The sequence below is a fragment of the Arenimonas sp. genome (assembly GCF_035721105.1).
GTDB lineage: Bacteria > Pseudomonadota > Gammaproteobacteria > Xanthomonadales > Xanthomonadaceae > Arenimonas.
The window spans coordinates 1-22,342 of the sequence record NZ_DASTNG010000023.1 but is presented as its reverse complement, the minus strand read 5'-3'; the positions used below and the strand labels follow the sequence as shown (position 1 = coordinate 22,342).

At 70.6% G+C, this 22,342-nt stretch carries 21 protein-coding genes; 9 read left to right on the top strand and 12 right to left on the bottom strand.

The features are described 5' to 3' along the window. Nucleotides 1-36: 36 nt before the first annotated feature. The 3 genes from VFQ84_RS03310 to VFQ84_RS03300 form a co-directional block, all read right to left on the bottom strand. Nucleotides 37-1,233: an argininosuccinate synthase gene (locus VFQ84_RS03310; RefSeq protein WP_325129208.1), complete on the bottom strand. Its 1,197-nt coding sequence runs from the start codon at nt 1,231-1,233 to the stop codon at nt 37-39. 213 nt (nt 1,234-1,446) lie between these two features. Then, nucleotides 1,447-2,451, bottom strand: a complete 1,005-nt coding sequence (locus VFQ84_RS03305) for an N-acetylornithine carbamoyltransferase (protein WP_325129205.1) — start codon at nt 2,449-2,451, stop codon at nt 1,447-1,449. Between the two features lie 225 nt (nt 2,452-2,676). Further along, on the bottom strand, nt 2,677-3,270 hold the full coding sequence (locus VFQ84_RS03300; protein WP_325129203.1) for a glycine zipper 2TM domain-containing protein: 594 nt from the start codon (nt 3,268-3,270) through the stop codon (nt 2,677-2,679). 165 nt (nt 3,271-3,435) lie between these two features. Here VFQ84_RS03300 and cysS point away from each other — a divergent pair, with 165 nt between their 5' ends. The 3 genes from cysS to VFQ84_RS03285 are packed head-to-tail and all read left to right on the top strand — an operon-like array spanning nt 3,436 to nt 6,996. Beyond that, nucleotides 3,436-4,806 carry a cysteine--tRNA ligase gene (gene cysS / locus VFQ84_RS03295; RefSeq protein WP_325129201.1) on the top strand — a complete coding sequence of 457 codons (1,371 nt, stop codon included), beginning with the start codon at nt 3,436-3,438 and terminating at the stop codon, nt 4,804-4,806. Further along, nucleotides 4,806-5,243 (top strand): SufE family protein, encoded by a 438-nt coding sequence (locus VFQ84_RS03290; RefSeq protein ID WP_325129199.1) that lies wholly within the window; start codon nt 4,806-4,808, stop codon nt 5,241-5,243. Before cysS ends, VFQ84_RS03290 begins: the two co-directional genes overlap by 1 nt. Nucleotides 5,244-5,247: 4 nt before the next feature. Next, on the top strand, nt 5,248-6,996 hold the full coding sequence (locus tag VFQ84_RS03285) for a DUF885 family protein (protein ID WP_325129197.1): 1,749 nt from the start codon (nt 5,248-5,250) through the stop codon (nt 6,994-6,996). Nucleotides 6,997-7,271: 275 nt separating this feature from the next. On the opposite strand, the gene dksA is transcribed toward VFQ84_RS03285, so the two are convergent. Further along, nucleotides 7,272-8,249: an RNA polymerase-binding protein DksA gene (gene dksA / locus VFQ84_RS03280; RefSeq protein ID WP_325129195.1), complete on the bottom strand. Its 978-nt coding sequence runs from the start codon at nt 8,247-8,249 to the stop codon at nt 7,272-7,274. Nucleotides 8,250-8,350: 101 nt separating this feature from the next. On the opposite strand from dksA, the gene yidD reads away from it, so the two are divergent. Further along, nucleotides 8,351-8,587: a membrane protein insertion efficiency factor YidD gene (gene yidD, locus VFQ84_RS03275; RefSeq protein ID WP_414636991.1), complete on the top strand. Its 237-nt coding sequence runs from the start codon at nt 8,351-8,353 to the stop codon at nt 8,585-8,587. Beyond that, nucleotides 8,584-9,492, top strand: a complete 909-nt coding sequence (locus tag VFQ84_RS03270; RefSeq protein WP_325129190.1) for a M23 family metallopeptidase — start codon at nt 8,584-8,586, stop codon at nt 9,490-9,492. Before yidD ends, VFQ84_RS03270 begins: the two co-directional genes overlap by 4 nt. A 236-nt stretch (nt 9,493-9,728) precedes the next feature. Here VFQ84_RS03270 and folE2 read toward each other — a convergent pair whose 3' ends face one another. The 6 genes from folE2 to efp form a co-directional block, all read right to left on the bottom strand. After that, entirely contained in the window at nt 9,729-10,667 is a 939-nt protein-coding gene (gene folE2 / locus VFQ84_RS03265) for a GTP cyclohydrolase FolE2 (RefSeq protein WP_325129232.1), read from the bottom strand. Between the two features lie 136 nt (nt 10,668-10,803). Beyond that, nucleotides 10,804-11,556, bottom strand: a complete 753-nt coding sequence (locus tag VFQ84_RS03260; protein ID WP_325129188.1) for a hypothetical protein — start codon at nt 11,554-11,556, stop codon at nt 10,804-10,806. Then, entirely contained in the window at nt 11,553-12,215 is a 663-nt protein-coding gene (gene gph, locus VFQ84_RS03255; RefSeq protein ID WP_325129186.1) for a phosphoglycolate phosphatase, read from the bottom strand. The genes VFQ84_RS03260 and gph overlap by 4 nt, the downstream gene beginning before the upstream one ends. After that, entirely contained in the window at nt 12,215-12,922 is a 708-nt protein-coding gene (gene ubiG, locus VFQ84_RS03250) for a bifunctional 2-polyprenyl-6-hydroxyphenol methylase/3-demethylubiquinol 3-O-methyltransferase UbiG (RefSeq protein ID WP_325129184.1), read from the bottom strand. Before ubiG ends, gph begins: the two co-directional genes overlap by 1 nt. After that, nucleotides 12,919-14,265 carry a TRZ/ATZ family hydrolase gene (locus VFQ84_RS03245; protein ID WP_325129182.1) on the bottom strand — a complete coding sequence of 449 codons (1,347 nt, stop codon included), beginning with the start codon at nt 14,263-14,265 and terminating at the stop codon, nt 12,919-12,921. The genes ubiG and VFQ84_RS03245 overlap by 4 nt, the downstream gene beginning before the upstream one ends. 4 nt (nt 14,266-14,269) lie before the next feature. After that, the gene (efp, locus tag VFQ84_RS03240; RefSeq protein WP_325129180.1) at nt 14,270-14,836 is read right to left on the bottom strand and encodes an elongation factor P; all 567 of its coding nucleotides are present in this window, start codon (nt 14,834-14,836) and stop codon (nt 14,270-14,272) included. A 101-nt stretch (nt 14,837-14,937) separates the two neighbouring features. Here efp and epmB point away from each other — a divergent pair, with 101 nt between their 5' ends. Continuing rightward, nucleotides 14,938-15,969 carry an EF-P beta-lysylation protein EpmB gene (gene epmB, locus VFQ84_RS03235; protein ID WP_325129178.1) on the top strand — a complete coding sequence of 344 codons (1,032 nt, stop codon included), beginning with the start codon at nt 14,938-14,940 and terminating at the stop codon, nt 15,967-15,969. Between the two features lie 85 nt (nt 15,970-16,054). Then, nucleotides 16,055-18,130 carry a bifunctional diguanylate cyclase/phosphodiesterase gene (locus VFQ84_RS03230; RefSeq protein ID WP_325129176.1) on the top strand — a complete coding sequence of 692 codons (2,076 nt, stop codon included), beginning with the start codon at nt 16,055-16,057 and terminating at the stop codon, nt 18,128-18,130. Between the two features lie 172 nt (nt 18,131-18,302). Here VFQ84_RS03230 and htpX read toward each other — a convergent pair whose 3' ends face one another. Next, a complete protein-coding gene (htpX, locus tag VFQ84_RS03225; protein WP_325129175.1) occupies nt 18,303-19,175 on the bottom strand; it encodes a protease HtpX in 873 nt (290 codons plus the stop codon). Between the two features lie 76 nt (nt 19,176-19,251). Here htpX and gluQRS point away from each other — a divergent pair, with 76 nt between their 5' ends. Both gluQRS and phaR read left to right on the top strand, forming a co-directional pair. Then, nucleotides 19,252-20,148, top strand: a complete 897-nt coding sequence (gluQRS, locus tag VFQ84_RS03220; RefSeq protein WP_325129173.1) for a tRNA glutamyl-Q(34) synthetase GluQRS — start codon at nt 19,252-19,254, stop codon at nt 20,146-20,148. A gap of 101 nt (nt 20,149-20,249) precedes the next feature. Further along, a complete protein-coding gene (gene phaR / locus VFQ84_RS03215; RefSeq protein ID WP_325129169.1) occupies nt 20,250-20,753 on the top strand; it encodes a polyhydroxyalkanoate synthesis repressor PhaR in 504 nt (167 codons plus the stop codon). A gap of 69 nt (nt 20,754-20,822) precedes the next feature. Here phaR and VFQ84_RS03210 read toward each other — a convergent pair. Further along, nucleotides 20,823-22,342 (bottom strand): formylglycine-generating enzyme family protein (locus tag VFQ84_RS03210; RefSeq protein WP_325129168.1); only part of this gene is annotated, 1,520 nt, incomplete at its 5' end.

Genomic DNA, 22,342 nt, shown 5'->3' with positions numbered 1-22,342 from the left:
AAGCTTCGGGCCAGAAGGCCCTCCTACAACGGGGGGTTACCGGCGATTGACCTCGGCCCAAAGCGTGCTGCTCATCCCGTACAGCCGGATGAAGCCCTCGGCCTCCGCCACGCCCCAGTCCGCCGACTGCGCGTAGGTCGCGCCCTTGGCGTGCAGCAGGTGCGGCGAGCGCACGGCCACCGCATCGACGCGGCCGCCCTGGGTTTCCAGCACCACCTCGCCGTTGACGCAGGCCTGGCTCGAGGCCAGGAAGGCCTCGAGGTCGGTCTTGAGCGGGTCGTTGTAGAAGCCCTCGTACACCAGCTCCACCCACTGCCGCGCCACGGTCGGCTTGAAGCGGTTCTGGTGCTTGGTCAGCACCGCCTCCTCCAGCGCCCGGTGGCCGGCCAGCAGCGCGGCCAGGCCCGGGGCCTCGAAGATGATGCGGCCCTTGAGGCCGATGGTGGTGTCGCCGGTGTAGAGGCCGCGGCCGACGCCGTATTTCGCGAACAGCGCGTTCAGCCGGGCCAGCAGCGCGGCGCCCGGCATCGGCTGGCCGTCCAGCGCCACCGCCTCGCCCTGGCGGAAGGTGAGCGTCACCCGCAGCGGCTGCGCCGGCCACTCGGCGCGCGGCGCGCACCAGCCGCGGGCGCCTTCGCCCGGCGCTTCCCAGCGGTCGATCTCGCCGCCGGACATGGTCAGCCCGAGCAGGTTCTCGTTGATGGTGTAGCTCTTTTGCTTGGCCCGCACCTCGAAGCCGCGCTCCTCCAGGTAGGCCTGCTCGTAGGCGCGGGTCTGGGTGTGCTCTTTCTGGATCTCGCGGATCGGCGCCACGATCTCGTAGTCGCCGGCGGCCTTCACCGCCAGGTCGAAGCGCACCTGGTCGTTGCCCATGCCGGTGCAGCCGTGGGCGATGGCGCGCGTGCCGATTTCGCCGGCACGCGTGAGGGCGGCATCCACGATCAGGTAGCGATCTGACACCAGCAGCGGGTACTGGCCCTGATAGCCCTCGCCCGCCATCACGAAGGGTTTGACGAAACCGTCCCAGATCGCCGGGCCGCCGTCGACCGTGACGTGGCTGGCCGCGCCCAGCTCGGCGGCACGCGCTTCGATGTAGGCGCGCTCCTCGGCATCGACGCCGCCGGTGTCGGCGAAGACGGTGTGCACGGCCCAGCCGCGCTCCTTCAGCCACGGGATGCAGAAGCTGGTGTCGAGGCCGCCGGAGAAGGCTAGGACGATGTTTCGGGTGGTCATGATTGGATCCTGGGTTCGTGTTGCATCTGGATTTCCCCTCTCCCCAACCCCTCTCCCGCAAGGGGAGAGGGGCTTTCGCTTTGCTCCCCTCTTCCCTTGAGGGAGAAGGGCTTTCGCTTGGCTCCCCTCTTCCCTTGAGGGAGAAGGGCTTTCGCTTTGCTCCCCTCTCCCCTTGTGGGAGAGGGGCCGGGGGAGAGGGGTAAGTTTCTTGCCTTACTGCCTGGCCAGCGCCACCATCACCGCCTTCTGCACATGCAGCCGATTCTCGGCCTCCTCGATCGCGATGCACTGCGGCGAGTCCATCACGCCGTCGGTCGCCTTCACGTTGCGCCGCAGCGGCAGGCAGTGGCTGAAGACGCCGTGGTTGGTCAGCGCCATCTTGGCCTCGTCGACGATGAAGTGCCGGTGCGCGTCGCGGATCGGCTTCTCCTGCTCCCAGCGGCCGAAGTACGGGATCGCGCCCCAGCTCTTGGCGTACACCACGTCGGCGCCGGTGTAGGCCTCGGCGATGTCGTGGCTCATCCGGAAGCTGCCGCCCGACTCGGCCACGTTGTCGCGGGCCCAGCCCAGGTAGCGCGCGTCCAGCGCGTACTCCGGGGTCGGGCACAGCAGGGTCACGTCCATGCCCATCCGGGTGGCGATGGTGAGCGCGGAGTTGGCCACCGCGGTGTTGAGCGGCTTGGGGTGGTAGGTCCAGGTCAGCACGAACTTCTTGCCGCGCAGGTCGGGGGTGCCGAAGTGCTCCTGCAGCGCCATCGCGTGCGCCAGCTCCTGGCAGGGGTGGGTGATGGTCTCGAGGTTGATCACCGGCACCGTCGAGTACTTGGCGAACGCGCGCAGCACCCGGTCCTTGCGGTCCACCGACCAGTCCTGGAACTTCGGGAAGGCGCGCACCGCCACCAGGTCGACGTAGCGCGACAGCACCCGCGCGACCTCGGCGATGTGCTCCTCGGCCTCGCCGTCCATCACCGTGCCCACGTCGAATTCGATGGGCCACGCGTCCTTGCCCGGCTGCAGCACCACCGCATGCCCGCCGAGCTGGAAGGCGCCCAGCTCGAAGCTGGTTCGGGTGCGCAGGGACGGATTGAAGAACACCAGGGCAATGGACTTGCCCTTGAGCTGGTCGCCGGCCTTGCTGCGCTTGAACGCCGCCGCCTGCGCCAGCACGGCATCAAGCTCCGCGCGGGTCCAGTCCTGGGTATTGAGAAAATGCTTCATGGCCTTCCCTTGTGAAAATCCAAAACAAAAAAGCCCAGCGCGAGGCTGGGCTTTTCCGGTGAACAAGCAGTGACGTCCGGGTTACCCAGCTGGCGTGGCGGATTCCGGTCGGCGCGCACGGGACGTCATGCCCGCCGCCATGTAGGCGGAAGTCAGGACGTCGGCGGAGGCGGCGCAGGTGCTCATTGGATGGGGAGTATGCCGGGGGCGGGTCGGGGCCGCAACTCAGCGGGCGCTGCCGCCCAGGTCGTCGGGGACGACCGAGACGCGGATGCGCAGGCGGTTGCCCGGGTCGTAGGGCAGGCGCGACATGTATTTCTCGCCCTTGTACATGTATTCGACGTCGTAGCCGACGACCTGGCTTTCCTCGCGCTCGACCTCGACCAGCTGGCAGCCGCGGGCCTCGGCCTCCTCGCGGCGGCGGGCGATGTTGTTGCCGATGGCGCCGCCGGCGACGGCGCCGACCACGGTGGCGGCCTTGCGGCCGTCGCCCTTGCCGACCTGGTTGCCCAGCGCGGCGCCGACCAGGGCACCGATGACGGTGCCTCCGGTGGTGCGGCCGGAGCTGCGGTACTCGACCTCGTCGCAGCGCTCTTCCGGGGTACGGGTGACGACCCGCTCGACCACTTCGTCGGCGCGCAGCACCTGGGCGTAGCCGTAGCTGATGTTCTCGGGGGTCGCCGGGGCGTAGACCGGGGTGTCGTCGTAGGCACCGTTGGCGTATTCGGGATCCTCGTACCCGGCACCCGCGTACTGGGCCAGCGCGGGCGCCGACAGGGCCAGCAGCAGCAGCGGAAGGGTTCGGATGGCAACGGTCATCGGGCGGTCTCCGTGGGGGCGGTCGGCCCGGGACGACCCACTGCAGGGGGCAAGGCCGGGGCAACGCGGGGATTAAAGCGCCCAGCGGCTGAACCCTGGCCTAAGATTTTCGTTAAGCGGGCGCGCCGGGCTTGCTAGACTCGGGCTTTCCGCCTGCGCCCGACCATGGAACTGCGTCTTTACAACAACCTCACGCGCCGGCTCGAAGCCTTCGAGCCCATCGACCCGCGCCGGGTCACGATGTACGTCTGCGGACCCACCGTCTACAACTACGTGCACATCGGCAACGCCCGGCCGCCCGTGGTGTTCGGCGTCCTGGCCAAGCTGCTGCGGCGGCACTACCCGCGCCTGGTCTACGCCCGCAACATCACGGACGTCGACGACAAGATCAACCAGGCCGCCAAGGACCAGGGCGTGCCGATCAGCACCATCACCGACCGCTTCGCCGCCGCCTACCACGACGACATGGCGCGCCTGGGCGTGGACCCGCCGGACGTGGTGCCGCATGCCACCGCCCACATCCCGCACATCATCGCCATGATCGAGCGCCTGGTCGCCTCCGGCCACGCCTACGCAGCCGAGGGCCACGTGCTGTTCTCGGTCGCCAGCTTCCCCGACTACGGCAAGCTCTCGCGCCGGGACCCGGACGAGATGCTGGCCGGGGCCCGGGTCGAGGTGGCGCCGTACAAGCGCGACGCCGGCGATTTCGTGCTGTGGAAGCCGTCCACGCCCGACCTGCCCGGCTGGGACTCGCCCTGGGGCGTGGGCCGCCCGGGCTGGCACATCGAGTGCTCGGCGATGGCCGAGACCCACCTGGGCGACACCATCGACATCCACGGCGGCGGCGTCGACCTGCAGTTCCCGCACCACGAGAACGAGGTCGCCCAGAGCACCTGCGCCCACGGCGGCCAGGTATTCGCGCGCTTCTGGCTGCACAACGGCATGCTCAACCTGGGCGGCGCCAAGATGTCCAAGTCGGTGGGCAACGTGTACCTGGTGCACGACCTGCTGGACCAGCATCCGCCGGAGGCCCTGCGCTTCGCCCTGCTCTCGGCCCACTACCGCCAGCCCCTGGACTGGTCCGACGGCCTGATCGAACAGTGCGTGCGCACGCTCGACCGCCTCTACGGCACGCTGCGCGACCTGGCCGACGTGCCCACGGTCGAGCCCATGGTGCCGTTCGAGGTCGAGTCGGCCCTGTGCGACGACCTCAACACGCCGGCCGCCCTGGCCGAGCTGTCGCGCATCGCCGGCGAGGCCCGCAAGGCCACCAGTCCGATCGCGCGCGCCAGCCTCAAGGCCGAGCTGCTGGGCGGCGGCCTGCTGCTGGGCCTGCTGCAGCAGCGCCCGGACGCCTGGTTCAGCCGCGGCAGCGAGGATGGCGACGACGCCCGCATCCAGGCCCTGGTGGACGAACGCAATGCGGCCAAGCGCGCCCGTGACTTCCTGCGCGCCGACGCCATCCGCAAGCAGCTGGCCGAGGAAGGCGTACTGCTCGAGGACACCGCCCAGGGCGTTCGCTGGAGGCGCGGCTGATGCGCCCCACCGAAACCAGCGCGGCCCTGGCCCAGGCCGCCATCGCCGAGGAGTTCGCCTTCTTCGGCGACTGGTCCGAGCGCTACCAGTACCTGATCGACCTGGGCCGCAAACTGCCGCCCTTCCCCGAGGCCTGGAAAACCGAGGCCAATCGCCTGCTCGGCTGCCAGTCCATGGTCTGGATCGTGGCCGAGGGCGACGCCGACGCGCTCGAGTTCCACGCCATCAGCGACTCGACCATCGTCTCGGGACTGATCTACCTCGCGCTGCGCGTCTACTCGGGCCGCAGCGCGGCCGAGATCCTGGCCACCTCGCCCGATTACATCGCCGGCATCGGCCTGGCCAAGCACCTTTCCCCGACCCGCAGCAACGGCCTGGCCTCGCTGCTGGCCTTCATCCAGGACACCGCCCGGCGGCACGCGCCCGCCCAGGAGTAACCGCATGCCCCACGCCCGCCGCCTGCTGGCGATCTGCCTCGCCGCCGCGCTCGCCGCGCCGGTCCTCGCCGCCCCGGCCGAAAGCCTGGTCCCGGCCCTGGCGGACATGCCGGCCAACAGCCAGCGCATGGCGCCGGTGGTCGCGCGCTTCCGCAGCGACCTCGCCAGCCTGGAGCGGGTGCGCGACGTCACCGCCGGCCCGCGCCGCGAAGCCGCGCTGCGCGAGCTCTACCAGGGCTGGCAGGCGCGACTGGCCGAGATCGACGCCGGCACGCTGGGCCTGGAGGACCGCATCGACCACGCGCTGCTGGTCCGCGACCTGGCCTACCGGCTCGAGCAGCTCGACTTCGCCCGCGGCCGCTACCGGGAAGCCTCCCCGCTGCTGCCCGGCGTGGACGGCCTGATCGCCCTGGCCGAGGGCCGGCGCGCGCTCGATTACCCCGATGCCCGCACCAGCGCCGACGTGCTCGATCGCAGCCGTCGCGCCCTGGCCGACCTCCAGGTCCGGCTGGCGAAGGACCCGAAGGCGCTGGGCACCTCGCCCATCGTCGCCTTCCGCGCCGCCCGGCTGCTCGACGGCGTGCGCGAGGACCTGCGCCAGTGGTACGGCTTCCACGCCGGCTACGACCCGGACTTCAGCTGGTGGACGCGCCAGCCCTACGAGGCGCTGGACAAGACCCTGGAGGCGCACGCCAAGCTGCTGCGCGACAAGCTGGCCGGGGCCGACGATCCCGAGACCATCATCGGCGACCCGATCGGGCGCGACGCCCTGATGGCGGGCCTGCGCCACGAGCTGATCCCCTACACGCCCGAGCAGCTGATGGCGCTGGCCGAGCGCGAGCTGGCCTGGTGCCAGCGCGAGCTGGCCAAGGCCGCCGCGGAAATGGGCCAGGACGACTGGCGCCAGGCGCTGGAGGTGGTGAAGTCGCGGCACCCGGCGCCGGGCGAGCAGCCGAAGCTGGTGGTCGAGCTGGCCGACGAGGCCATTGCCTTCATGGAAGCCAATGACCTGGTGACCGTGCCCGAGCTGGCCAAGCGCGACTGGCGCATGACCATGCTCACGCCCGAATACCAGCTGCAGGCGCCGTTCTTCCTGGGCGGCCAGGACGTGTGGGTGGCCTACCCCACCGACACCATGCCGCACGACAAGAAGCTGATGGCGCTGCGCGGCAACAACCGGCATTTCTCGCGCGCGGTGGTCCATCACGAGCTGATCCCGGGCCACCACCTGCAGTACTTCTACAACACCCGCTACCAGCCGCAGCGCGAACTGTTCGACACGCCGTTCTGGGGCGAGGGCTGGGCGCTGTACTGGGAGTTCCGGCTCTGGGACATGGGCTTCGCGAAGACGTCCGAGGACAAGATCGGCATGCTGTTCTGGCGCAGCCACCGGGCGGCGCGCATCCTGTTCTCGCTCAGCTACCACCTGGGCAAGATGACGCCCGACGAAGCCGTGGACCTGCTGGTCGAGCGCGTCGGCCACGAGCGTGAGAACGCCCGCGCCGAAGTCCGCCGCAGCTTCGCCGGCGACTACGGCCCGCTGTACCAGATCGCGTACATGATCGGCGGCCTCCAGTTCCAGGCCCTGCACGAGGAGTTCGTCGTCTCCGGCCGCATGAGCGAGCGCGACTTCCACGACACCATCCTCAAGGGCGGGCCGATGCCCGTGGCCGTGGTGCGCGCGCGTCTGCTGGGGGAGATGGCGGCCGGGGAGTTGCCGCGGGATTGGCGCTTCTACGACTTCGGGCAGTGAGGGGTAGCCACGGATGAACACGGATAAAAACGGATGAAGGGCTTTTGACGCGGATTTACGCGGATAAACGCGGATAGAGCAAAGGCCGGGGTTGGTCCTCGCTGGTAGAGGGTGCTGGCGAAAATCCAACCCTCTTTTTCTTCGCTCTATCCGCGTTTATCCGCGTGAATCCGCGTCAACGCTTTTCTGCCACCATCCGTGTCCATCCGTGTTCATCCGTGGCAAACAAAAGGCCCCGGTTTCCCGGGGCCTTCGATTGACGCGGTGGACGGGGATTACTCGCCCATTTGTTTCTGGCGGTGTTCCCAGCGCTCCTGGGCGTCGATGGTGCGCTCGGCGGTGAGGCGGGCTTCGAGGCGCTCGAGGCCGATCTCTTCGCCGGTGTCGACGCAGTAGCCGTAGCTGCCGTCCTCGATGCGCTTGAGCGTGCTGTCGATCTTGCTGATCAGCTTGCGGTAGCGATCGCGGGTGCGCAGTTCCAGGCTGTTCTCGGACTCGCGGCTGGCGCGCTCGGCTTCGTCGCCGACGTCGCGCACTTCTTCCTTGAGGTTCTCGATGGTCTGCTTGGACTCCTCGACCAGGTCGTCCTTCCACTGCAGCAGGCGCTGGCGGAAGTACTCGAGCTGCATCGGGCCCATGTACTCCTCCTTGGCCGACGGCTTGTAGCCGGCGGGCAGGGTCACGCGCTCGCGCGTGGGAGCGGGCTTGATGCGCTCGGGACGCGGCGCGGTCGGCTTGACGTAGCCGGCGCGGACGCCACCGTCACGCTTGGGCGCCGGCGCCGGCTTGGCGACCGGGGCGACGACCTTGGGCGCGGGCGCCGGCTTGGCCTTGGCGGCCGCGGCGGGCTTGGCGGCCGGCTTGGGCGCGACCTTGGCGGCGGGCTTGGCCGCGGGCTTCGCGACCGGCTTGGCGGCGGCCTTGGCCACCGGCTTGGCGGCCGGCTTGCTGGCCTTGGCGACCGCCTTGGCCGCCTTCGGCGCGGGCTTGCTGGCCTTGGCGACGGACTTGGCGGGCTTGGCGACCTTCTTCGCCGGCTTCGCAGCGGGCTTGGCGACCTTCTTGGCCGGCTTTGCAGCCGGCTTCGCCTTCGCGGCGGGTTTCGTGACCTTCTTGATGGGTTTTACTGCCTTTTTCGCGGGTTTGGCGGCCGGCTTGGCCTTGGCAGCCGGCTTCTTCACCGGCTTGCTGGCTTTGACGGGTTTCTTGGTGGCCGGCTTGGCGGCCTTCTTGGCGGGTTTCTTAGCGGCCACTAGGGCGATTCCTCTCTTTCCTTGAGGCTCGAAGGCGGCGTGTTATAGCCTAGTCCTTCACCAGCGGCAACCTTATGCCGGCCGCCCTTCCGAAGCAATCAGTGAAAAAACCCGTCATCCTGCTCCTGCGCGGCTACAAGCTGGCGATCAGTCCACTGCTCGGCCAGCGCTGTCGCTTCTACCCCAGCTGTTCGGAGTACACGATGCAGGCCATCGACCGCTTCGGCGTGCTCCGCGGCGGCTGGCTGGGCGCCAGGCGCATCGGCCGCTGCCACCCCCTCAACCCCGGCGGCGTGGATCCGGTTCCCGACGCCTGGCCAAGCAAGAGGACGCCATGACCCAAGCATCCCGGGCATCCCTGGGCACGCATCGGCCCCGCATCGCCGCGTCGGCTGCCGCTGGAGCGCCCCTGGCCTGGCGGGCGCTTGCGCTGGCGCTCCTGGTGCCCGTCGCCGGCCTCGCCGCGGCGCCCGTCCCGGCGCCGACGCCCGACCCGGACCGCATCGTCTTCCCGGCCACCGTGTCGCAGGGCGCGATGGTGATCGGCAAGGTGCCCCCCGGCAGCACCGTGCGCCACGGTGACCGCAGCCTTCGGGTCACCGGCTATGGCAGCGTGGTGTTCGGCGTGGGCCGCGACGCGGTGTCGCCGGCGCGGGTCGAGGTGGTGCGCCCGGACGGCACGACCCGGACGCTGGAGATCGCGGTGACGCCGCGCGACTGGCCGATCGAACGCGTCGACGGCGTGCCGCCCAAGACCGTGGCGCCGCCACCGGCGATCGCCGAGCGCATCCGTCGCGAGCAGGCCACCGTGACCGCCGCGCGCGCCGAGGACGCCGCCCGCACCGACTTCACCCAGGCCTTCATCTGGCCGGTGAAGGGCCGCATCAGCGGCCGCTTCGGCAACCAGCGCGTCTACAACGGCACGCCAGGCAGCGCCCACTCGGGCATGGACATCGCCGCGCCCACCGGCACCCCGGTGCTGGCGCCCGCGGCGGGCGTCGTGACCCTGGTGGCGCCCGACTTCTACCTCACCGGCGGCACCCTGCTGCTCGACCACGGCCACGGCATCAGCTCCAACTTCCTGCACCTCTCCCGCATCGACGTTAAGGTCGGCGACCGCGTCGAACAGGGCCAACTCCTCGGCGCCGTCGGCGCCACCGGCCGCGCCACCGGTCCCCACCTGCACTGGGGCATGAACTGGTTCGATGTTCGGATCGATCCGCTGCTGGTTCTGGAGAAGTGAGGGTTTTGGAAGCGGTTACACGGAAAGAGCGGATAAGAGCCGATAAACACGGATAGGGCAAAAGCTTTTGGAATGGATTTTCGCGAGCGCAGCGCGCTGGCGAAAATCAACCTCCGCTTATGCTCTATCCGTGTTTATCGGCTCTTATCCGCTCTTTCCGTGTCAAAGGCTTTTTAACCCCCAACACGCGAAACGGCGCCCCGAAGGCGCCGTCCCGTACCCAGAGAACCGAGGCCTCAGCGCGGCTGCAGGCCGTCCGGAACCGCGGTATAGCCGCCCGGGATGCCCTTGGTCGCGACCGCCACCGCGTCGTGCGGATGGAGGCTTTCGTGGTGGGAGGCGCGCAGCCAGAAGTCGCTGATGCGCTCGTCCTGGTTGAGCGCGTCCTGGATGCGGCGGGCCGCGTCCTCGCAGAACATCAGGTTCTGGCCGTTGAGCAGGGCGAAGGCCTGCTCGTCCACGCGCTTGACCGCGGTCTGCACCGGCGTCTTGAGCGCGTCCTCGATGCGGTCGATGATTTCGACGATCGGGAAGTCGGCGAACGACGGCACCAGCCGCAGCTTGACCGTGGCGAAGCTGCGCTGGCTGTGCGGCGTGGCGCGGATGCCCTGCTCGCTGCCCAGCCACGCCATCACGGCGTCGCGGTCGAGCGGCTTGCCGGCGGCGAAGTCGGCCTCGAACTGTTCCTGGATCAGCTGGCGCGCCAGTGCCGCCGAGCACGGGCAGGTGCTGGAGTACGCCGCTTCCACGCCCAGCTCGAGCGCGAAGTGGCCGCGGTCCATCACACCGGTGATGCTCACCGGGTAGCTCTTCCAGCCGCTGTTGTCGCTGGCCAGCGCCTTGCGGCGGACCAGGTGGTCGAAGCGCAGGCTGACCATGGCCCGGTCGGACAGGTCGGTGTGCGACTCCAGGAAATCCTTGAGCAGGCGGCGGATCGAGGCCGGCGTGACCGGCTCGGACGACAGCGCCTTGTCCACGTGCAAGTACAGGCGCGACATGTGGATGCCGCGCACGTCGCCGCGCTTGAGGTTGACGAAGGCATTGACGCGGGCGCCGCTGTTGACGGTGCGGCCGTCGTCGGCCTGCAGGGCCACGGGCATCTCGATCTCGCCCATGCCGACCCAGTCGAGCACGCCGGCGAGCGCCGGACGGGCCTCGGCCGCGATGTCGGGCATCACGCGGGCGGTGTTCTCAAGATTCTTCGGGGCCACGACGGCTCTCCTGTTCAGTGTCACGGCAAGCTAGATGAGGGCGGGTGCAGGCTACGTCAAGTCGGCGGCGGCTGCCCGGGAAAGGCCGCAACGATGCGTTTCAGCCCGCGCGCGCGAGGCGCCACGCACGCCAGAGGCTGGCCGGCGCCGGCGGCGGATCGAAGCCGCGGCCGGCCGCCAGGCGCCTGAGGCGCGCGCGATCGAAGCCGTGGCGCAGGCGACGGTAGAGGCTCGACGGCGCGGCGGGCCACGGCAGCGCGGCCAGCAGTTCGCCGGCCCAGTCGCGCAGCAGCGGCTCGCCCTGCCCCGCCGCGACCTGGGCCACGGTCACGCCGTGCCGGGCCAGCAGGTTCAGCGGCAGCCGGGCCTGGTCGTCGGCCGCCAGGCCGTGCGGCAGGCGATGCAGCAGCAGGTTCACCGACACCGCGGCCACCGGCGGCGCGTGGCCGTGCACGCCGGCCTCGACTGCGGCGATGGCCTCGGCCAGCGGCGCCACCTGCGCCAGCGCCTGGGCGGCATCGGCGGGACGCTGGTCGAGACTGGCCTGCTCGACCACGGCGCGCGCCAGCGCGGCCCACGGCAGGTCGGCCGGCAGCGCCGCGCAGACCGGATGCCGGCCGGCGCCGCGGGACACCAACAGCAGCTCCTCGGCCCACCACTGGGTCTTGGCCACGGTGACGCGGGCGTCGCTGAGTTCGAAGGTGGCCTCGCGCAGTTCGTGCAGCAGCGCGCCCCAGGCGCGGAACACCGGGCGCGCATCGGGCGGGCAGAACACTTCGGCCAGCGCCATCTCCGGCTCGCGCCGGTGCCACTTGTCAACGAAGTGCGCGGTCGGATCGGCGGCCGGGGTCATGACACCAGCCCCGAGGCCAGCAGGCCGGCGGCGCCGTCGAAGGCGTGGTCGGCGCCCCACTGCGCGGGATCTTCGTGCGGTTCGCGATAGCCCCACAGGGCGGCCACCGAGACCATGCCGGCGGCGCGCGCGGCCTCGATGTCGCGCAGGTCGTCGCCGACGTAGATGGCGTCGCCGGCGGCGATGCCGAGCTGGGCGCAGGCGAAGTGCAGCGGCGCCGGATCGGGCTTGCGCTGCGGCAGCGTGTCGCCGCCGACCAGCACGCGGCAGCGCGCAGACCAGCCAAAGCCCTCGACCACCCCGCGCGCCAGGCCTTCGGGCTTGTTGGTGACGATGCCCCAGGCGATGCCGCGCGCGTCCAGCGCGGCCAGCAGCGCGTCGATGCCTTCGAAGGCGACGCTGTCGGTGGCGAGGGCCTGCCCGTAATAAGCGAGGAAGGGTTCGAGCAGCGGATCGCGCGCCGCCTCGTCCAGGTCCGGCAGGGCCACGGCCAGCATGGCGCGACCGCCCTTCGAGACCACCTGGCGCAGGCGCGACAGCGGCACCGGCGGCCGGCCCAGGTCGGCCAGGACGCGGTTGACGGCGCTGCAGAGGTCGGGGGCGCTGTCGACCAGGGTGCCATCGAGGTCGAACAACACCGCGCGCGGCGGCATCGGCATCAGGCTTTCACCGCACGCGCGAGGTAGTTGATGGCGGTCGGGCCACCGACCCAGGCCTTGCGGCGGATCGGATCGTAGGCCAGGCCGCTGACGTCCTCGGCCTGCAGGCCGGCGGTGCGCAGCCAGCCGGCGAGCTCGGACGGCTTGATGAACTGCTTGTAGTCGTGGGTGCCCCGCGGCAGCAGCCGCGCCACGTATTCGGCGCCGACGATGGCGACCGCGAACGCGGCCGGCGTGCGGTTGAGCGTGGACAGGAACAGGCGGCCGCCGGGCTTGAGCAGGGTCGCGCAGGCCTGCACCACCGCGGCCGGATCCGGCACGTGCTCGAGCATCTCCATGCAGGTGATGGCGTCGAAGCTGGCGGGGGCCTCGGCGGCCAGCGCTTCGACCGACTGCAGGCGGTAGTCGACCTGCAGCCCGGACTCGAGCAGGTGCAGCCGCGCCACGTCGACCAGCTCGGGCGCCAGGTCGAGCGCCGTGACCTGGGCGCCTTCGCGCGCGAGCGCTTCGCTCAGCAGGCCGGCGCCGCAGCCGACGTCCAGCACGCGCGCGCCGGCCAGCGCGACGGCGTCGCGCACGTAGCCCAGGCGCGCCGGGTTGAGTTCATGCAGCGGCCGCTGCGGACCCTGCGGGTCCCACCAGCGGTTGGCCAGGGCGCCGAACTTGTCGAGTTCGGCCTGGCTGGCGTTGGCGGCGGGCGCGCTCATGCCCCGGGCCGGATGCCGGCGATGCGCTCGCGCCAGCGGCGGGCCTTGGCCCGGATGGCGTCGACATCGAGGCCGGCCAGCTGGCCATCGGCCAGCTTGCGCACGCCGGCCACCCAGACGTCGCTGACCTGGTGCCGGCCGGCGGTGTAAACGAGCTGCGAAATCGCGTGGTACATCGGCTGGGTCTCCAGCGGGTCGAGGTCGACGCAGGCCAGGTCGGCCTGCTTGCCCGGCTCGATCGAACCGATGCGCTCGCCCAGGCCCATCGCCCGGGCGCTGCCCAGCGTAGCCATGTGCAGGGTGGACGCGGCGTCGAGGGCCGAGGCATCGCCGGACACGCCCTTGGCCAGCAGCGCCGCGGTGCGCATCTCGCCGAACATGTCCAGGTCGTTGTTGCTGGCGGCGCCGTCGGTGCCCAGGGCCAGGTTCACGCCGGCCAGCTGCAGCTTGCGCGTGGGGCAGAAGCCCGAGGCCAGCTTGAGGTTGGACTCCGGGCAGTGCGCCACCGACACGCCGCGCTCGGCGCACAGCGCGATCTCGGCGTCGGTGAGGTCGGTCATGTGCACCGCCATCAGCCGGTCGTTGACCAGGCCCAGGCGGTCGAGCCGCGCCAGCTGGCGCATGCCGTGCTGCTTGATGGCCTCGGCGTTCTCGTGCGCGGTCTCGTGGATGTGGCAGTGCACGACCAGGTCGAGCTGGTCGGCCAGCATGCGGATGCGCTCGAACGCGGCGTCATTGACCGTGTACGGCGCGTGCGGCACGAAGCAGGTGGACACCAGCGGGTCGCGCCGCCAGTTGTCGTGCACTTCCAGGCCCTTGTCGAAGTACTCGTCCTGGGTGCGCGCCCAGGCGGTCGGGAAGTCGATGACCGGCAGGCCGACCAGGGCGCGGAAGCCGAGGCGCGAATACGTGGCGGCCTGGATGTCGGGGAAGAAATAGTTCTCGGCGCAGGCGGTGGTGCCGCCGCGCAACATTTCCGCCACGGCCAGCTCGATGCCGTCGGCGACGAACTCGGGCCCGATCACCTTGGCCTCGATCGGCCAGATGTGCTGCTGCAGCCAGGTCATCAGCGGCAGGTCGTCGGCGACGCCCCGCATCAGGGTCATGGGGTTGTGGCAGTGGGCGTTGACCAGGCCCGGCATCAGCACCGCGCCCGGGCGGCTGACGACCTCGGCGGCCTGGAACGCGGCGCGGGCCTCGGCCCGCGGCAGCACCGCGACGATGCGGTCGCCGCGGATGGCGACGGCGTGGTCCTCGAGCACCACGCCGTGCGGGACCACCGGCACGACCCAGCCCGCTTCGATCAGCAGGTCGCAGGCTTGGGGGGAGGCCGGGGTCGTCATCGGGTCACTTCACCCGGGAGACGTACTCGCCGGAGCGGGTGTCGACCTTGATGATCTCGTCCTGGTTCACGAACAGCGGCACGCGCACCACGGCGCCGGTCTCGAGCTTGGCCGGCTTGCCGCCGCCGCCCGAGGTGTCGCCGCGCACGCCCGGGTCGGTCTCGACGATCTTGAGCTCGACGAAGTTCGGGGCCTGCACCGCGATCGGGCTGCCGTTCCACAGGGTGACGACGCAGTCTTCCTCGCCCTTGAGGTAGTTCTTCGTCTCGCCGATGCCGGCTTCGTCGCACTGCACCTGGTCGAAGGTGTCGGGATCCATGAAGTGCCAGAACTCGCCGTCGGCGTACAGGAAGCGCATGTCGGTGTCGACGACGTCCGCGGCCTCGAGGCTGTCGGTGGCCTTCATGGTCAGCTCGACCGTGCGGCCGGACTTGATGAAGCGGTACTTGATGCGGGTGAAGGCCTGGCCCTTGCCGGGCTTGACGTACTCGGTGTCGGTGATCACGCACGGCTCGCCGTTGACGATGATCTTCATGCCGTTCTTGACGTCGTTCATGCCGTAGCTGGCCATGCCTTGCTCCTGGTGTCTGGGCCGGTCCGCCGGCCTATCCGGGGGCTGCGCGGCTACAATGGGGGTCTCTCCGGGCCCCGTGGGTCCCGTCCAAGCCCGACATGATAACCGCCAACCCCCTCCCGACGCAGCCCGCCGCCGCCGCGCCCGCCCGATGGCAGCGGCTTTGGCGCGAAGCCGTCCGCGATCCGCGCGAGCTGCTCGACCTGGTCGGCCTGCCGGACCTGGCCGCCCGGGTGTCGCCGACCGCCGCGGCGCAGTTCCCGCTGCGGGTGCCGCGCGGCTTCGTGGCGCGCATGCGCGCCGGCGATCCGGCCGACCCGCTGCTGCGCCAGGTGCTGCCGCTGGACGACGAAGACCGGCCGGTCCCCGGCTTCGTGCTCGACGCCGTCGGCGACCGCGAGGCCCGCGGCGGCACCGGCATCGTCCACAAGTACGACGGCCGCGCCCTGCTGGTGGCCACCGGCAGCTGCGCCATCCACTGCCGCTACTGCTTCCGGCGCCACTTCCCCTACGGCGAGGAGACCGCCGCGGCCGGCCAGTGGCGCGAGTCCCTGGCCTACCTGGCGGCGGACACCAGCGTGTCCGAGGTGCTGCTCTCGGGCGGCGACCCGCTGTCCCTGGCCACGGCCAAGCTGGCCGAATTCACCGACGGCCTGGCCGCCCTGCCCCACGTGCGCCGCCTGCGCCTGCACACCCGGCTGCCGGTGGTGCTGCCCGAGCGGGTCGACGAGCCCTTGCTGGCCTGGCTGTCGGCGCTGCCGCAGCAGCGGGTGGTGGTGGTCCACGCCAACCACCCCAACGAGATCGACGAAGACGTGTCGCGGGCCCTGGGCGAGCTGCGCCGGGCCGGGGCCACCGTGCTCAACCAGGCGGTGCTGCTGCGCGGGGTCAACGACGACGCCGGGACGCTGGCGGCGCTGTCCGAGCGCCTGTTCGAAGCCGGGGTCCTGCCCTACTACCTGCACCAGCTGGACCGGGTGGCCGGCGCCGCGCACTTCGAGGTCCCCGAGGCCGAGGCCCTGGCCCTGCACGCGACCCTGTCGGCCCGGCTGCCGGGCTACCTGGTCCCGCGGCTGGTCCGGGAGGTCGCGGGCGCACCGGCCAAGCTGCCCCTGGCGGGCCTGGGATGACGCTCGGATGGCTTACCTGACGGGACTTTTGGTATTGTCTTAATCCCCCCTCGCAAGCCTTTGATGGATAAAGGAGCACCCCCCGATGGCACAGCAGGATGCCGTGATTCGCCTGCTCCTGGTCGAAGACCGGCTTGAGGACGCGGAACAGTTGATCAGCCACCTGCGCAACGGGGGCATGGCCGTGCGTCCGCAGCGGCCGGAATCGGAAGAGGAACTGGTCAGCCTGCTGGCCTCGCAGAGCGTGGACATGGTGCTGGCCTCGATCGAGGCGAAGTACCTGCCGCTCGAGAAAGTGGTCGAGCAGGTCAACGCCACCGGCAAGGACATCCCGGTGCTCAGCGCCACCACGGTGCTGGACGAAAAGACCGCGCTGGCCTCGCTGGCCGCCGGCACCCGCGACATCGCCCTGCGCAATCGCCCCGAGCACGTGCAGGCGGTGGTGCGCAGTGAGTTCGCCGCGCTGCTGGCCCGCCGCGGCCTGCGCCACCTGGAAGCCTCGCTGCGCGAGACCGAGCGCCGCTGCGACGCCCTCATCGCCTCGTCGCGCGACCCGATCGCCTACGTGCACGAGGGCATGCACATCCGCGCCAACGACGCCTACCTCGAGATGTTCGGCTTCGAGGGCTTCGACGAGATCGAAGGCCTGTCGGTGCTCGACCTGATCAGCCCCAAGCACGCCGACGCGTTCAAGCAGCTGCTCAAGAAGCTGAGCAAGGGCGAGTCGCCGCCGCGGCAGATGGAGCTGCAGGCCCAGCGCAGCGACGGCAGCACCTTCGACGCGGTGATGGAGTTCACCCACGCCACCTACGAGGGCGAGTCCTGCCTGCAGATCGTGTTCCGCCAGCAGGCGGTCGACCCGGACATGGTCAAGGAGCTCGACACCCTGCGCCAGCGCGACGCGCTGACCGGGCTGTACAACCGCCAGCACTTCATGACCGAGCTTGAATCGGCCGTTGTGCGGGCGACCGAGGGCAAGGGCCAGCAGGCCTTCCTGCTGGTCGAGCCGGACCATTACGAAAACCTGGTCGGCGAGATCGGACTCGCGGCCGCCGACGACCTGATCAAGGGCATCGCCGACCGCCTGTCGGCGGCGCTGGACCCGGAGACGGTGGCGGCGCGCCTGAGCGACCACAGCTTCGCGGTGCTGTGCCTGGCGCACGACCACACCCACAGCCTGGCCCAGGCCGAGCGCATCCGCGAGGCCTTCCACGGCCACATCCTCGAGGTCGGCGACCGCTCGGTGAACCCGGGCGTGAGCATCGGCGGCGTGCAGATCGGCGAAAAGATCGCCTCGGTGTCGCAGGTCATGGGCAAGTCCAGCCAGTGCCTGGCGTCCTGCGTCGGCATGGGCGGCAACCGGGTCGAGATCTTCGATCCGGCCGCGCGCGACCGCGCCGAGGAAGAGCGCATCCAGGCCTGGGTGCAGCGCATCCGCGAAGCCCTGGCCGGCGACCAGTTCGTGCTGCACTACCAGCCGATCATCAGCCTCACCGGCGCCGAGGAAGAGAACTACGACGTCTACCTGCGCATGAAGGGCCCGGGCGGCGAAGTGATCCCGCCGATGACCTACCTGGCCATCGCCGAGGAGCACGGCCTGCTCGACGACATCGACCGCTGGGTCATCAGCCACGCGATCGGCGTCATCGCCGGCCGCATGAAGGAAGGCAAGCACACCAACCTCTTCGTCAAGATCACCCCGGCCTCGCTGGTCGAGGGCGGCCTGGAGAAGCACATCGCCGAGCAGCTCAAGGCCCAGGGCGTGCCGGGCGACCGGCTGGTGCTGCAGATCCCGGAGTCGAAGGTCTTCACCCACCTCAAGTCGCTGCAGTCGTTCCAGAACGCCGTGGCCCAGCTGGGCTGCCGGGTCGCGCTGGAGCAGTTCGGCACCGGCCTGAATTCGTTCCAGATGCTGACCCACTTCGACCCGGCGATCCTCAAGATCGACCGCAGCTTCATCACCGAGATGGGCAAGAACCCGGACATCCAGAAGCAGGTCCGCGCCATCGTCGACAAGGCCCATGCCGCCGGCAAGCAAACCCTGGCCGAGTTCGTGTCCGACGCCACCACCATGAGCGTGCTGTTCGGCATGGGCATGGACTTCGTCGAGGGCAACTTCCTCGCCGCCGCCGGCCCGGCCATGAACTACGACTTCGGGTGAGGATCAGGAATTGAACGCGGATCAGAGCGGAAACAACCGATAACAGCGGATAGAGCGATGCTTGGTCAAAAGAAAGGGCGCCCCTCGAGGCGCCCTTTCTTGTTCTCAACATTGATTGATCCGCTGTTATCCGTTGTTTCCGCTCTGATCCGCGTTAGGAGCCTATCCCGCATCAGGCATCGCGAAGGGCCTGGATGCGCTCGGCGAGCGGCGGGTGGCTCATGAAGAGGCGCTTGACGCCGCCGCCCACGCTGCCGGAGATGCCGAAGGCGCGGACCTGGCTGGGCAGGGTGCTCTGGCCGTAGGTGCGGGCCAGCTTCTCCAGCGCGGCGATCATCTTCTCGCGGCCCGCCAGGCGGGCGCCGCCGGCGTCGGCGCGGAATTCGCGCCAGCGGCTGAACCACATCGCGATCACCGACGCGAACAGGCCGAAGACGATGTCGAGCACGAACACGATGGCGTAGTACGCCAGGCCGCCGCCTTCGCGGTTGCCGCTGATGGCGGCGTCGATGACACGGCCGACTACGCGCGCCAGGAAGATGACGAAGGTGTTGAGCACGCCCTGCACCAGCGCCATGGTGACCATGTCGCCGTTGGCGACGTGGCTGACCTCGTGCGCCAGCACCGCTTCCGCCTCGTCGCGGTCCATCGCCCGCAGCAGGCCGGTGGATACCGCGACCAGCGAGTTGTTGCGGCTCGGGCCGGTGGCGAAGGCGTTGATCTCCGGGGCGTCGTAGATGCCGACCTCCGGCATCCGGATCCCGGCGGCCTCGGCCTGGCGCTTGACCGTGTTGAACAGCCAGGCCTCGCCCTCGTTGCGCGGCTGCTCGATCAGGTGCATGCCGGTGGTGCGCTTGGCCACCCACTTGCTGATGGCCAGCGAGAACAGCGCGCCGCCGAAACCGAAGACGGCGGCGAACACCAGCAGCACGCCGTTGTTGCCGAGGGTGATGCCGAACACGCCCTGCAGCACGCTCAGGACGATGCCGAGCAGGACCATCACGGCGAGGTTGGTGGCGAGGAAGAGAGCGATGCGCTTGAACATGGGGGCTTCCGGTGGAGGGCCGCGGGACGCGGCATGCCCGTTGAATGTAATCTCGCGGCGTGAATTTCAAGTCGCCATGACCCCGCCCCCCCGCTACCGCGGCCGCTTCGCGCCCTCCCCCACCGGCCCCCTGCACTTCGGGTCGCTGGTGGCGGCCCTGGGCAGTTGGATGATGGCCCGCCGGGCCGGCGGGGAATGGTGGGTCCGGATCGAGGACGTCGACCGCCCGCGGGAAGTGCCAGGCGCCGCCGACCGCCAGCTGAACACCCTGGCGGCCTTCGGCATGGCGTCCGACGGGCCGGTGCTGCGGCAGAGCCAGCGCGGCGATCTTTACCAGGCCGCGCTGTCGGGGCTGCTGGCGTCCGGCGACGCCTTCCCCTGCCGCTGCAGCCGCAGCGCGCTGGCGGCCACCGGCGGCATCCACCGCGCCTGCGTCGACGCCGGCGACCCGGCCCGGGCCCCGTCGGTGCGCCTGCGGGTACCGGACGGCGTGATCGGCTTCGAGGATGAACTGCAGGGCCACTTCGAACAGGACGTGGGGCGCGCGGTGGGCGACTTCGTGCTCTGGCGCGCCGATGGCCTCTGGGCCTACCAGCTGGCCGTGGTTGTGGACGATGCCGACCAGGGCATCACGCACGTGGTGCGCGGCGCCGACCTGCTCGATTCCACGCCGCGGCAGATCCTGCTCCAGCGCCGCCTGGGCCTGCCGACCCCGGCCCACGCGCACCTGCCGCTGGTGCTGGGCGCCGACGGCCGGAAGCTCGGCAAGTCGCTGCAGGCGCTGCCGATCGACGACGACGCGCCGTGGCCGGCGCTGCGCGCGGCCTGGCGTTTCCTGGGCCAGCCGGACGCGGCGCTGGACGCCGGCGGGGCGCCCGGACCGGCGCTGGAACGGGCGGCGACCCGCTTCGATCCGGCGCGCATCCCCGTCACTGACGGCAACCCCGACAGCGGCTTTGCCGCCGCTACGTGAAGGCGGGAAAAACCCGGCCAACATCGCTTGCATGGCCGTCCGCGCTGGGGGATGCTTCAGGCCCCCAACGTCGCCACGGCGGCCGACCTTCCGGTGCATCCATGACGCAAGTGCGCATCATCAAGAAGTATCCGAACCGCCGCCTGTACGACACCGGGATTTCGAGCTACATCACCCTCGAGGACATCCGCCAGCTCATCGTCGACCGCGAGGAGTTCGCGGTGCGCGACGCCAAGACCGGCAACGACCTCACCCGCAACGTGCTGATGCAGATCATCGCCGAGCACGAGGAGCACGGGCAGCCGATCTTCACCAACGAGCTGCTGGTGCAGGTGATCCGTTTCCGCGGCGACTCGCTGCAGGGCCTGCTCGGTGGTTTCCTCGAACGCAGCCTGCAGTTCTTCCTCGACCAGCAGCAGCAGTTCCGCGGGCACGTCGGCAACCTCGTCGGCCAGGCGCCCTGGGGCCTGCTCAACCAGCTGGCCGAGCGCAACCTCGAGATCTGGCGCTCGCTGCAAAGCGGCCTGGGCAGCGTGGCGTCGCCACCGCCCAAGGCCCGCACGAAGTCCCGCGAGAAGGCGGCCGGCAAGTCCCGCGCGCGCTGACCGGCGGCGCCCGGGCGCCGGTCCAGCATCACCCTTTCGGACGCACCCGGCGTCCGCACGCGTCGCCGCTCAGAGCTCCCGCACGACCCGGAAGCCCAGCCGCGCATGCGTGGTCTCGGCCGCGCTCGGCTGGCGATAGGCCGAACGCGCCCGCTCGAGCGTGCTGGCCCAGGACGCGCCGCGGATCACCCGTTCGCCGCAGCCCGGGTTCACCCACGCCGTGCCGTCGCCGGGGGCGCGCCGGTAGCTGTCGTGCCAGCAGTCCTGCACCCACTCCGAAACGTTGCCGATCAGGTCGAAGGTGCCGAAGGCCTCGGCGGGGAAGCGGCGCACCGGCGCCGGGCCCCAATGGCCGTCGTCGTAGTCCGGGATGGCGTTGGACCAGCGCCGACCCAGCCGGGACTGGTCGCCGTCGCCGGTGAGGTTGCCGACCACGCGGGTTGGCGCGCCCTCGCCCCAGGGATGCGCCTCCGGGCGCCCGCCGCGCAGGGCGTACTCGAACTCGGCTTCGGTGGGCAGGCGATAGCGCTGGCCGGTCTGCGCCGAGAGCCACGCCACGTAGGCCTCGGCATCCTCGAAGGCGATGTGCACGACCGGCAGCCCCGGCGCCGCCTTGCGGCCGGCGTGGTCGTGGCGCCAGTCGACGCCGCGGCGTTCGCTCATCACGCCGCCGCGCTCGTCGTACACCGTCGAGCGCCCGCGGCGCAGGGCGACGCTGCGGTACTGGGTGGCCTCGACGAAGCGGGCGAAGTCGCCGACCGACACTTCGGTGCGCGCCATCGCGAAGCCGCGGCTGAAGGTGACCTCGTGCGACGGGCCCTCGTTGTCCTGCCGCTCGCGCTCGGACTCGGGCGAGCCCATGCGGAAGACGCCGTGCGGCAACACCACCATTTCGGGCGCCTCGCCGCCCGCGGCCAGCGGGTCGCTGAACACCTGCCCCGGGCGGAAGCGCCCGTAGTGCCGCGCGAGTTCGATCCGTTCGTTCAATGCGTCCAGGCCGCGGGACTGCAGCGACGCGCGCTCGGCTTCGGCCAGGCGGCGCGCGGCCAGCTCGAGGTCCAGCGCGTCCACCGCGGCATGGCCCTGGGCCAGCAGCTGTTCGGTCCGGGCCTGGCGCAGTTCGACGATGCGCGCGGCCATGTCCTGCAGCGCCGGCGAGTCGGCGACGATGCGGGCGGCCTCGGCCTGCAGGCGCTCGGCCTCGGGGTAGTCGCCGTCCTGCGCGGCGACCAGGGCCCGGTTGAGCCAGGTGGCCTGCAGCCGCGCCAGGCCGTCACGCGCCGGCAGGAAATCCGGGAAGGCCTGCAGCGCCTCGCGATAGGCGACCACGGCCCCCTTGCCTTCCGGCTTGAAGATGCGGTTGCCGCGCACGCGGGTGTCGCCGAGCTGCACCAGCGCCTGCGCGCGCAGGGCGGATTCGATCGCGGTGCGGTAGCCGGCCAGGTCCGGGTGCTGGGGCCGGGCGCGGGCGACCACGCGTTCGAGCTGCTGGCCTTCGAGCACGCGGCCGTCGGCGAGGGCCATGCGGCCCTGCCCGATCAGCTGGGTGGCGATGGCGTCGATGCCGGCGTTGGCCTGCACGTGCTCGG